Consider the following 12,072-nt stretch of genomic DNA (forward strand, 5'->3'; position numbering starts at 1 on the left):
CATCAGGAGCGGAACAGATTCGAGGCCCCTCCCCCTCCCCCTCCCCCTCCCCCTCCCCCTCCCCTTTGATATGTCGAAATGAAGGACTTAGGCGCGGAGATCTGTCGATATGTCGTTTCAAAGGACTTACGAGATGGGCGGCATCTCGGCGGGCCTGGGCCCGCTACATCCAGCATAGCAAATCGAGTTGCGCGATCTTCGAATCTGGAGCAGGGAAGGCGAGTGGGATCAGAGGGTTAGGTTGTGGAAAAGAAAGTGCTTGCCAATAGCTAGAAGCTATAAATTGAGGATGGGCGGGTGAAGAAGGTCGTCGTTTGCGCCTGTGTGCCGCCCCTGAAGGGGCTCGGGGATGTTCTTGGCCGACGCTATAAACCCCCGCCTGAAGGCGGGGGCTTCCACGGTAATGCGAGAAATGTCTGTTTGTTTCGTGTGCCGCCCCTGAAGGGGCTCGGGAATCTTTGGGGCCGCCAACCCCGGGCTTGCGCCCGGGGCTAAATTCTTGCGCCCGCTGAAGCGGGCTGCGCGGCCGGGGGCGGCCGCGCTACAAGTGATGTCGGTCGGGAAATAGCTCCGATCTATTTGTCTTTGTCTTCGAGACGGTGCCAGGTGCCGTCCGTCCTCTTCTCGAACATGAAATTGTACGAATTGGAATGCTGAATTACGTAACCCGTAGGTTTTTCCGTCGCACTTATGATTCCCGCTTTGTCACGTGCTTTCTCGACATCGGATCTAAAAACCTCCCAAATCTCGTCCACCTCTTTGTGTAGCGCAGTTTTGTCTGAGAGCTTCAGTTCTGTCTCGTATTGAAGCATCAGCCCAAGTCTCTTGCCAGAGGTGTTGATTACCGGACCGACCTTAAGGACCTTTACTTCTTTGCCTGACTTGAGTTTGAGCTTTGACTGCGCAATAAGAGCGCAGCTCACCAGCATGGTCACGAGCACAAGGATAAATTGTGAGCGGGTCTTCACGTGATGCTGACTTCGGTGTACGTCCCGTAGACCTGCTTCAGGGCTTCGCAGATCTCTCCGACGGTGGCGTAGGCGCGGACGGCGTCCACGATGTAGGGCATGGTGTTCGCGGGTGAGATGTTGCCGTCCTTGGGAGCGACTGGCTCCTGGGCGGCGGCGCGCTTCAGGGCGTCGAGGCGGCGGCGGACTTCGTCGTTGGAGCGGCGGGCGCGCAGCGCTTTGAGCTTGCGGGTCTGCGCCGCACCGACCGACTCGTCGATGTAGAGGATGTTCTGCGGCTCCGGCTCGTCGTTCGTGAACTGGTTGGCGCCGACGATGATCTTCTCTCCGGCCTCGACCGCGCGCTGGTACTGATAGCTGGCTTCGGCGATCTCCTTCTGGGGATAGCCGCGCTCGATGGCCTTCACCATGCCGCCCATCGCGTCCATCTTCTCGAAGTAGTCGAAGGCGCCCTTCTCCATGTCGAGGGTAATCTTCTCGAGGAAGTAGGAGCCGCCGAGCGGGTCGATGGTCTGGGTGACGCCCGACTCGTAGGCGATGATCTGCTGGGTGCGCAGGGCGGTGCGCGCGGCTTCGGCGGTGGGCAGGGCGAGGGCCTCGTCGTATCCGTCGCAGTGCAGCGACTGGGTGCCGCCGAGCACGCCGGCGAGCGCCTGGAGGGCGACGCGCGCGATGTTGTTCATGGGTTGCTGCGCGGTGAGCGACACGCCCGCGGTCTGGGTGTGGAAACGCATCAGGCGGGTGCGGTCGTGCTGGGCGCCGAAGCGGTCCTTCATCAGGCGATACCAGATCTTGCGGGCGGCGCGATACTTGGCCAGCTCCTCGAAGAAATCGTTGTGCGCGTTAAAGAAGAAGCTGAGACGCGGGCCAAACTCGTCCACGTCGAGGCCGCGTCGGCGCGCCCACTCCACGTACTCCACGCCGTCGTAGATGGTGAAGGCCAGCTCCTGGAGCGCGGTCGAGCCGGCCTCGCGGATGTGGTAGCCGCTGATCGAGACCGTGTTCCACTTGGGCGTGAACCTGCTGCCGAACTCGAAAGTGTCGATCACCAGGCGCATGGAGGGCGCGGGCGGATAGATGTATTCCTTCTGCGCGATGTATTCCTTGAGAATGTCGTTCTGGATGGTGCCGCCCAGTTCCTTCCAATCAGCGCCCTGCTTCTCGGCGACCACCAAGTACATCGCCCACAGTACCGAGGCGGCCGAGTTGATGGTCATGGAGGTGGTGGTCTTCTCCAGGTCGATGCCGTTGAAGAGGATCTCCATGTCCTCGAGGGAATCGATGGCGACGCCGCACTTGCCGACCTCGCCTTCGCTCGCGGGATGATCGGAGTCGTAGCCCATGAGCGTGGGCAGGTCGAAGGCGACGGAAAGCCCGCCGCCGCCGGAGGCGAGCAGGTACTTGTAGCGTTCGTTGGTTTCCTCCGGCGAAGCGAAGCCGGAGAACTGGCGCATGGTGAAAAGCTTGCCGCGATATCCGCTGGCGTGGATGCCGCGCGTGTAGGGCGGCTGTCCGGGATAGTTCAGATATTTTTCGTAGTTCCAGTCTTTGGGCAGATCGGCCTGCGTGTACAGGCGGCGGATGGGCACACCGGAGATGGTGGTGAAGCGGGCGTTGGCGTTCTCGTCCTTGTTGACGCCCGAGGGCGCGCCAATGGGCTTCTCGGGCTGCTTCTCGAGCGACGGCGCGAGCGTCTGTTCCGCCCAGTCTTTTTCTGAAGGCGACGGGTGACGGCTGTCGAATACGTCCTGGATGGGGCTTTCGGCGAGCTTCTTGGAGGTCTTTTTGTCAGAGGCCATAAGGACGGGAATTAACCCTCAAGGATATAGAGATGCCTCGGGGCAGGCAATAGAAGGTAGTCACGAGGGGATGTGACGGCTGGACTACCCCCAGGTGCAGGCGGCGCGGTAAGAAGGCCCCATGATCCTTAAGATCCTTGCCGTCTGCGGCATCGTCCTGTTCTTCGTTTGAGTGGGCGCTGTGCTCCAGGGTTGGAGCAAGAGCACGATGTCCGGCCGTGCGATTGGCCTCGTGTTCCTGGTCGGGTTTGGATTCGCGGCGTGGTGGGGTGTGCGGACCTTATTCGGATGAAAAGCCGCCGTCGCTGACGCGACTCAGGCCTCGTGCCGTTCCAGTCCCGGGACTCGCGTCCCGGGCTGCAAGACCGTTGTCGCTGGCGCGACGGAGTCCCGAAGCTACCTCAGCGGCTAAAGCCGATCTAAGAGTTGGATCATGATGCAGGCCTAAAGGCCTGCTCCACCCGTTTCTCGCATTGCAGGGGTGAGAAAACAAATCACCTACCTCTGATCAGCCCCAGTTTCGACGCCCACTGCCTTCAGCAGTTCCGCGCTCCAGAGTGGCAGTTTCTCTTCTTTGCCGATCGCGTTCTGCTCCGCCGCGGCTTGGTTGTACTTGGCCAGGAGCCCGCGTGGGTCGGACATGCACTCGATCAGCACGGCGCGGCCGAAGCGCTTCTCGATCATGGATCCCATCTTGTAGCCGACCGTGTACCACGGCCCACGATAGCCGAAGAAAGTGAAAGCGACGTGGTCGGCGACCTCGGGCTTGGCAAAACCGCCGCTGATGACGTCGAGAAAGAACTGGTTGACCTGGATGAGTTCCTGATCGACGAACTTCATGTCCTGGTCCCAGCGGGTGCGTTGGTCGGGCTTGAAATCGCGCATGGGATGGACATCAGCGGAGCCGGCGGCGGCGAGTACGGCCAGGCCTTCGCCGAAGGCGCCCATCCAATCGGCCGCGTGGCGAGTGTTCTCCGGCAGCGACTTGATGCGTTCGTCGTATTTCTTGCTGGCGTCGGAATAGCCGATGTGATGGCTCTCATGGGCGACGATGTTCTCGAACTCCGATTGGCTCTCCTCCGGGTCGAGGTAGAGGAAGATGGCCGGATCGGTCGTGACTTCGAATACAAAGCTGTTCGTCTTCGGCTTGATGACGGGATAGACCTTGGCCTTCACCCGCGCGTCCGGCGGCAGGTAGGGAATGATGCGCAGCGCGATCGCGCGCAGGTCAGCCTTTTTCCACGCCTCGAGCGTGTGCCAAAGCTCGGGCGCGCGCTTGGAGACATCCTCGGAAAGAACGAAGTTCTTGAAGTCGTCGTCGGTGAAGTCGCGGTGCAGGGAGGCTTCGCGCTTCTTCAGGCGCACGTATGGCTCGGCGATGAAGAGGCGCTGCCAATCGGCGTCGGGGACCGGCTTGCCAGCGGCACGCATCTCCACGATGGCCAGGACGGCCTCGGCTTCGGAGGTGTCGAGGGTGAATTGGACGCGAGTGTCGTCGGCGGCAACGGCCGTCGCGGCAAGCAGGAGGCAAGCCATCAGGAGGCGTTTCATACCTGTTGGACTGGTACGGACGGGATTGGTTAGGAGTTCCGCGAGTTGCGGGTGAGTTCCCAGGCCTTGGCGTACTTCCAGCTCACGTACAGCGCGTGGTAGAGGTGAAAGAGAAATCCCTCGCGGCCGTCCAGAAAACCCAGGCGGAAGAAGTAATCCCACTTGAAGGCGATCACCGGGCGCAGCCAGACATCGAACCAGAACCAGGTCTGCTTGCGCTCGCGGACGATGACTTCGGCGGAGAGGGTCGAGTAGCGCTCCATGTGGGCGGTGAAGCTGGCGATGGTGGGATAGGCATGGTGGATGAGCGCGCCACGCAGGCGGCCGACCGGGCCGTCGACGTGCACGGTCTCGTGCACAGCGCGGTCCATCACGCGACCTTGGCCGCGGCGGAAGAGGCGCAGGCCGTAATCGGGCCAGTTGCCGCCCCAGCGCAGCCAGCGTCCGAAGATGATGTTCTTGCGCGGGACTTCGTAGCCGAGGTTGCCGTCTTGCGGCGCCGACTTCAGGAACGAGCGCAGCTCGCCGGCCAGCTCCGGGCTGACCTCCTCGTCGGCGCCCAGGCTCAGGATCCAGTCACTCGTCGCCTTATCGTGGGCGGAGTTCCTTTGTCCCGCGTAGCCCTTCCACGGTTCGGTGAAGACCTTGGCGCCGAAGCTGCGGGCGATCTCCAGGGTGCGGTCGGTGGAACCGTTGTCCACGATGATGATCTCGTCGGCCCAGCGGACGCTCTCCAGGGTGCGCGGCAGGTTCGCCTCTTCGTTCAACGTGATGTAGCAGACGGAGAGCGTCATGGGCGGAGGATAGCAGCCGGTAGGAGCTGGTAGCTAGTAGCTGGTAGCCAGGAAGGTCGTGCGTCGTACGTCGCGGGCAAAAGAAAGGCCCGCGGTTACGCGGGCCGAAGCTCACTACCGACCGCTGCCGGCTACTTCGGCGGTTCCGTCCCGGTCTGCGGATTCGGCTGCGGGGCGGGCTGGACAGAGATGTCGGAGCGCGGGGTCACACCCTGCACCACCGGCGGCTTGGTCACGGTGCCGCTCTCGGCGTCGTCCATGGAGATGCCGGTGCTCAACAGCGTGCGTCCGGTAGCGCGGTCCAGTTCGACGCGCGCTTTTTCGTAGGCCGACATGGCCTGCACCAGATTCGATTCCGCGGTGGCCAGGTCACGCTGCGCCTGCAGGACCAGGGTGTTGGTCGAAGCGCCGAGGGCGTATTTCTTCTGCTCGGCCCCGAGGCTCTCCTGGGCGAGGCGGCGCGCCTCTTGCGCCGCGGCCGCGCGCGCCCGGTTCTGCTGCACCGAGAACTGCGCGTTGCGCACCTCGATGACGATCTGGTTCTGGAGCTGCTGCAAGCGCATCTGCGCCTGGCGGTATTCCAGCTCCGAGCGCACCTGGTCGGCCTGCGCGGAGCGGTTGCGGATGGGGATGGTCACGTTAAAGCCGACAGAGTAGTCGGGGAAGGTGTGATGCAAGGTCTGGTGAAAGGCGTCGTAGAAGCCCGTGGTCGCGATCGACCCCGGGGGCACGCAGCCGGGTGTAACCGGCGCCGGCGGACAGGTGTCGAAGTAATTGACGTTCTGTGCGCCGGCCAGGCCCGAGTTGCCGTAGAAAGCGACCAGGTCCAGGGTCGGCAGCAGGGCGTTGGCGGCAGACTTCTTGTTGATGTCGCGGTTGGTCAAGTCGATGCGGGACTGGGCCAGCTCCGCGCGATGACTCACAGCGTCCGCCACTAAGTCCTGGACAGGCACCACCGGCTCCTGCGCCGGCAACGTCATGATGTCGGTGGGGATCACGGGCGCGGCGGCCAGCGTGGGGTCGCTCAGATTGCGCGAGATCGCGTTCTTCATCAGCAACTGCTGGAGTTGCAGGGTGGTCTGGGCCACGATGAGATCGCCTTCGCGGGTCGAAACCTCGGATTCGGCGCGCGTGATCTCGATGGGCGCCAGCGTCCCGATCTCCACCTGTTTCTTGTTGTCGCCCAGCGTCTTCTGCGCCAGCGCCAGAGAGCGTTCCTTGGCTTTCATATCTTCGTAGGCGTTCACCAGGTCCCAGTAAATGTTCTGGATCTGGGTGACGGTGGTGATGACCTGGAGGCGGAAGGAAACGTCGGAGATCTCGCGGTTGTTCTTGGCGATGCGGATGAAGCGCAAGTTGGGCAGGAACCCGAAGCCTGAGAGCAAGTGCTGCTGCACGGTCAGGCGAAATCCGCTGCTGACACTGGGATCGACCAGGGAGCGGCTGTTGTTCGTCGCAATGCGCTGGTTGTTGAAGGCCACATTCATGCTCGTGCCGCTGCCGAACGCCTGGAAGTAGTTGAAATTGGCGTTGCCGAGATTCTGTTGCAGGCTGCTGGTGCCGGTGACGAAGGAGCTGCTCAAGGGGATGGACTGATGCTCGATATTCAGGTTGGCGCTCAGGATGGGGTCGTAGGAGGACACCGGAGCTCCGACGCCGGTGGTGGTCAGCACCTGGCCCGCTGCGCCGGTCCCGGCCCCTCCCGCCGCCGTGGTCGTGCCTCCCGCTCCAGCGCCCGGAGCGCCGCTGCCAAACCCCTGGACACCTCCGCCCGGGGTACCCTGGACCACGCCGGTGGCGACACCGCGGATGCTCCCGCCGGACTTGGCGCGCAGAATATCGGTGTCTGCGATGGACAGGTTATAGCGGGCGATGGCCAGGTCGAGGTTGTTCTCCAGCGCGAGCGCGATGGCATCGTTCAGGGAGAGCATCAACTGGCCGTTCCTGGTCAACTGGTCGATGCGCGGCGTATTGCTGAACACCGGCTGCTGGACCTTGCGCGGGATGTAGGGTCCCAGCACGTTGGGGAACTGTGAGACCGACTTGGAAAAATCCACGGTTTGCGCCCCGGCCAGGCCGGTAGCCAACAGCAGCAGGGCCAGCAGACGCACACAGGAAAATCGCGACGGACGCATGCTTCTCTCCACAAAATCAGGGCTGACTTGCAGTAAGACTGATCTGGGACCGATTCGTCACCCCGTAAATACGCAAACCGCATCCCGGATGTTTCATCTATTTGCGCGCCCCGACCGCAGACGCGCCCGATACGACGCTAGACGGAAGTGGGATAGTATAAACGAGCGGCAGCTTCGAAAGTTGCGCGAATGCTGCGCGGCCACCCCGTGACCCGAAACCTGAAGATCACTCTCGCCTACGACGGCGCCGATTTCTTCGGCTGGCAGGTGCAGCCGGACAAGCCTACGGTGCAGGGCGCGCTGTCGGATGCCATCGCGCGGGTCACCGGCACGCAGGTGCTGGCGCAGGGCTCGGGGCGCACCGACGCCGGCGTGCATGCGCTGGCCCAGGTGGCCAGTTGCGCCATCGACTCGCCGATCCCGGCCGCCAACCTGGTGACCGCGCTTAACGACGTCTTGCCGCCCGGCATCCGCGTGCGCACAGTGGAAGATGCGCCCGAGGATTTCCATGCGCGTAAGTCGGCGAAGGCCAAGACTTATCGCTACCGCATCTATCGCGGCGACATCTGCCCACCCTTCCTGGCGCGCTACGTCTACCATCACCCCTACCCGCTCGACGAGCCGGCGATGATGGCCGCCGCCAATCTGGTGACCGGCGAACACGATTTCACTTCCTTCGCCGCCGTCGACCCGGAGAAGTGCTGTGAAGACGAAGAGAAGTCCAAGGTGCGAAACGTCTCGTTCTCGCGCTGGGAGCGGCGCCACGGGGACGAGCTCGTGTACCTAGTGCGCGGCAACGGGTTCCTGCACCACATGGTGCGCAACCTGGTGGGGACATTCCTGCTGGTGGGCAAGAACTCGCTGGACACCGCGGCATTCCGCACGATCCTGGAAGCCAAAGACCGCTCCGCCGCGGGGCCGACGGCTCCGGCGAACGGGCTCTATCTGGTTTCGGTGGAGTATTGATGGCGACGGAAGTCCAGGTCACCGCTCCGCGCATCGCGGTCCACGACCCCGCGAGCGGCGCATTGCTGAGCGAACTCGACTGCGCAACACCGGACGATGTCCGCACTGCGGTGGAGCGGGCGGCCGCGGCGCAGCCGGCGTGGGCGGAACTGGATGTGCGGCGGCGCGTCGAGATCCTGAAGAGCTTCCAGCGCCGGCTCTACGAGACAAAAGACGCGGTCGCCGAGCTGATCACGCGCGAAGCCGGCAAGCCGGTCACCGAGGCGCTGCTCACGGAAGTGCTGGTGGTGCTCGACGCGGCCCGGTTCTTCATCGAGAACGCCCACGCACTGCTGCACGACCAGCCGGTCCCGCACGCCAACCCGATCATGAAGGCCAAGCGCGGATGGCTGCGGCGCGAGCCGCACGGGGTGGTCGGCATCATCTCGCCGTGGAATTATCCGTTCTCGATCCCTGCGACCGAGTCGCTGGCCGCGCTGGTGGCAGGAAACGCCGTCGTCCTGAAACCCTCGGAGTTCACTCCGCTCAGCGCGCTCGAGCTGGGCAAGCTGCTGGCAGCCGCAGGCGTGCCCCAGGATGTATTTCAGGTCGTGGTCGGCGAAGGACCGGCGGGCGCGGCGCTGACCGGGTCGGCGATCGACAAGCTGGTGTTCACGGGCAGCGTCCCGACCGGAAAGCGAGTGGCCCAGGCGGCGGCAGCGCGGCTGCTGCCCGTGGTGCTTGAACTCGGCGGCAAAGACCCCATGATCGTGCTCGACGATGCCGATCTCGACGTAGCCTCCAGCGCCGCCGTCTGGGGCGCCTTTGTGAACTGCGGGCAGGCATGCCTTTCGGTCGAGCGCTGCTACGTGCACCGCAGCCTTTACGACAAGTTCCTGGAAGCCTGCGTCGCCAAGACGCAACGGCTTCGCGTGGGCAAGGGTCTGGACCCGCAGACCGACGTCGGCCCGCTCATCCATCAGCGGCAGCTGGAGATGGTCGAATCGCACGTCGAGGAGGCTCGGTCGCGCGGCGCGCGCGTGCTGGCCGGCGGACAGCGCCGAATCGATCTCGGTCCAAATTTTTATGCGCCCACCGTGCTGGCCGATGTGGACCACACGATGCGCATCATGCGCGAAGAGACCTTCGGCCCGGTGCTGCCGGTGATGTCCTTCGACACGGAGGAGGAAGCGGTCCACCTGGCCAACGACTCCGAGTTCGGACTGTCGGCGAGCATATGGACCTCGCACCGCGGCCGCGGGGAGGCGCTCGCCCGACGGCTACAGGCGGGCACGGTCATGGTGAACGACGTCCTGACCTGCTTCGGCATCAGCGAGGCGCCGCACGGAGGGGTGAAGGCCAGCGGCATCGGCCGCAGCCACGGGCGCTTCGGCCTGGAGGAGATGGTGCGGCTGAAATACGTGGATTCCGACCTCGTTCCCGGCATGCGCAAGGTCTGGTGGTTCGGCTACGGTGCGGAGTTTGCGCGCCAGATGCAGGGCTTCGTGGACTTCCTGTTCGCCCGCGGCCCGCGGCGGCTCACCGGCGGCCTGCGCTCGATGGGCGCATTCTTCCGCAAAGGGCGACTGTAGCGGTTCTTGTCGCTCGCTCTTGCGCCCTACTATAAAATGCAAGGTTAAGCCATCCCGTCAGCAGCGAGGAACCGAGTGGGCGCCATCTCCATGAACCAAGCCGAGATCCAACAGCAACTTCCCAACCACAAGCTCAAGACCAAGAAGCCTGGGCAGCGCGCCTGCAACGAGAAGGACGAGAAGGGCAAGCTATGCGGGGGGCACCTGAAGCGCTGGTTCTACATGGCCGACGTCAAGGAGCAGCAGTGCGGCGATGTCGCCACGGCCCTCGGATCGAACGGAGAGATCTACCGCTGCGAGTTCTGCAAGACGCTTTACCTGCCGAATGCGGACGATCCGCGCGGGCTTAACGTCGCCGGCCAGGGGCAGGTCTCCGTCTTCGGGCTGACGCTGCCGCCCAAGGCGGAAGGCGAGAAGCCGGCGGCACCGGCTGCGGCGGCGAAAGACCAGGCAGCCAAGGACGCAGCGCCGAAGGGATAAGGGTGCCGAGCACTGCGGTTCGGCATCCGTTCTGACGTGGGGGATCTTTGGATCGCGAAAAGCTGATCTACGACTGGAACACGGTCCACGGCGGGTTGTTCTATCCCGCGGCCGGGCGGGTGTTGCTGAACGACGAGTCGCTGCGCGACGGCCTGCAATCGCCCTCGGTGCGCGATCCCTCGCTCCCGGAAAAGATCGAGATCCTCCACCTGATGGAGGGACTGGGCATCAATGCGCTCGACCTCGGGCTGCCGGGCGCGGGCCCGCGCGCGGTGGAGAGCGTCGAGGCGTTGGCGCGCGAGATCGTGAACAACAAAATGAAGATCCAGGGCAACTGCGCCGCGCGCACCCACGAGAACGACATCCGCCCCATCGCCGACATCGTGCAACGCACGGGGCTGGCCATCGAGGCCGCCACCTTCCTCGGTTCCAGTCCCATCCGCCGCTACACCGAGGGTTGGACCGACGACTTCCTGCTCCATACCACGGAAAAGGCGGTGAAGTACGCCCGCTCGCTCGGGCTCGAAGTGATGTACGTCACCGAGGACACGACGCGCTGCGATCCCGAGACCGTCAAGCGCCTGTACTCGGCCGCCATCAGCCACGGTGCGCGCGCCATCGTGATCTGCGACACCTGCGGGCACGCCACTCCGACGGGCGTCTTCGCGCTGGTGAAATTCGTGATCGACGAAGTGGTGAAGCCGTCGGGGGAGAAGATCCGGGTGGACTGGCACGGGCACTGCGACCGAGGGCTGGCCGTGGCCAACTCGATGGCGGCACTGGCGGCCGGGGCGGACTGCGTCCACGCCTGCGCCAACGGAATCGGCGAGCGCGTCGGCAACACCCAGATGGACCTGATGCTGGTGAACCTGAAGCTGATGGGCGTGGAGCCCTGGGTCCACCAGGACCTCACCCGGCTGAAGGACTATTGCGAGGCCGTGGCCCGCGCCACCCGCATCCCCATCCCCAAGAATTATCCGGTCGTGGGCGAAGATGCCTTCCGCACCGCCACCGGCGTGCACGCCGCCGCGGTCATCAAGGCGCTCAAGAAGAACGACCGCGAACTGGCCGACACGGTCTACTCCGGAGTCCCGGCGCACTTTTTCGGCATGGAGCAGGTGATCGACATCGGCCCGATGAGCGGCAAGTCGAACATCCTTTACTGGCTGGAGCGGCGCGGAATGCCCGCGACCGACGAGGTGGTGGAGCGCATCTACCGCCGCGCCAAGGCTTCCGACCGGACCTTGACCGACACCGAAATTCTCGAGTGCTGTCAGAATTCTGCTGTCAGCAGCAGCGACTAGCGCACTACAATCTGCCGAATGTCAGGTGACAGGAAATCAGGCCCCGCCCCCGAACAGGACTTCCGCATCTGCCTGGAAGAAACCATTCCCGGCGACGTGGAAGCCATCGCTCCGCTCGTGCAGCGGGTCACCGATATCCTGATCGAGCGCGGAGTCGTTCCCGGGCACGAGGCGGAGATCGCGCTCGCGCTCCAGGAGGCGCTGGCCAACGCCGTCCGTTACGGCGCGCGGAAGGATCCCGGCAAGAAAGTCCACCTCACGCTCTCCTGCGGCGAAAGGAGGGGCATGAAGATCGTGGTGCGGGATCCCGGGACAGGGTTCGATCCGGCCTCCGTCCCCAATCCCGTGTCCGCCGACGGCCTCCTCTCGGACCATGGCCGCGGCCTGCACATGATCAGGGCCCTGCTCGACAAGGTGCACTGGGAGAAGAACGGCACCGAGATCCACATGACGAAATTCTAGCCGCTAGCTTCTGGTCGCAAGTCGCTTGCCAGCGACTAACGA

At 63.9% G+C, this 12,072-nt stretch carries 10 protein-coding genes; 5 read left to right on the plus strand and 5 right to left on the minus strand.

Annotated elements, in window-relative coordinates; genetic code table 11:
• Window positions 1-575: 575 nt before the first annotated feature.
• The 5 genes from LAN37_08195 to LAN37_08215 all read right to left on the minus strand — a co-directional run bounded on the left by LAN37_08195 (window position 576) and on the right by LAN37_08215 (window position 7,034).
• Window positions 576-968 carry a hypothetical protein gene (locus LAN37_08195; GenBank protein MBZ5647185.1) on the minus strand — a complete coding sequence of 131 codons (393 nt, stop codon included), beginning with the start codon at window positions 966-968 and terminating at the stop codon, window positions 576-578.
• Window positions 965-2,623, minus strand: a complete 1,659-nt coding sequence (locus LAN37_08200) for a methylmalonyl-CoA mutase family protein (GenBank protein ID MBZ5647186.1) — start codon at window positions 2,621-2,623, stop codon at window positions 965-967. Before LAN37_08200 ends, LAN37_08195 begins: the two co-directional genes overlap by 4 nt.
• 642 nt (window positions 2,624-3,265) lie before the next feature.
• Complete coding sequence (locus LAN37_08205; protein ID MBZ5647187.1) at window positions 3,266-4,318, minus strand: hypothetical protein; 1,053 nt, start codon at window positions 4,316-4,318, stop codon at window positions 3,266-3,268.
• A 29-nt stretch (window positions 4,319-4,347) separates the two neighbouring features.
• Window positions 4,348-5,112, minus strand: a complete 765-nt coding sequence (locus LAN37_08210) for a glycosyltransferase family 2 protein (GenBank protein MBZ5647188.1) — start codon at window positions 5,110-5,112, stop codon at window positions 4,348-4,350.
• 131 nt (window positions 5,113-5,243) lie between these two features.
• Window positions 5,244-7,034, minus strand: coding sequence for a TolC family protein (locus LAN37_08215; GenBank protein ID MBZ5647189.1), 1,791 nt, complete (start codon window positions 7,032-7,034; stop codon window positions 5,244-5,246).
• 402 nt (window positions 7,035-7,436) lie between these two features.
• Here LAN37_08215 and truA point away from each other — a divergent pair, with 402 nt between their 5' ends.
• The 5 genes from truA (at window position 7,437) to LAN37_08240 (ending at window position 12,030) form a co-directional block, all read left to right on the plus strand.
• Entirely contained in the window at window positions 7,437-8,213 is a 777-nt protein-coding gene (gene truA, locus LAN37_08220; GenBank protein MBZ5647190.1) for a tRNA pseudouridine(38-40) synthase TruA, read from the plus strand.
• A complete protein-coding gene (locus LAN37_08225) occupies window positions 8,213-9,784 on the plus strand; it encodes an aldehyde dehydrogenase family protein (GenBank protein ID MBZ5647191.1) in 1,572 nt (523 codons plus the stop codon). Before truA ends, LAN37_08225 begins: the two co-directional genes overlap by 1 nt.
• Window positions 9,785-9,859: 75 nt before the next feature.
• A complete protein-coding gene (locus LAN37_08230; GenBank protein MBZ5647192.1) occupies window positions 9,860-10,264 on the plus strand; it encodes a hypothetical protein in 405 nt (134 codons plus the stop codon).
• 140 nt (window positions 10,265-10,404) lie between these two features.
• Window positions 10,405-11,568 (plus strand): LeuA family protein, encoded by a 1,164-nt coding sequence (locus LAN37_08235; GenBank protein MBZ5647193.1) that lies wholly within the window; start codon window positions 10,405-10,407, stop codon window positions 11,566-11,568.
• Between the two features lie 18 nt (window positions 11,569-11,586).
• Window positions 11,587-12,030: an ATP-binding protein gene (locus tag LAN37_08240; protein MBZ5647194.1), complete on the plus strand. Its 444-nt coding sequence runs from the start codon at window positions 11,587-11,589 to the stop codon at window positions 12,028-12,030.
• The last annotated feature ends 42 nt before the right edge of the window (window positions 12,031-12,072 follow it).

Source organism: Terriglobia bacterium (assembly GCA_020073495.1).
Classification (GTDB): domain Bacteria; phylum Acidobacteriota; class Terriglobia; order Terriglobales; family Acidobacteriaceae; genus JAIQFD01.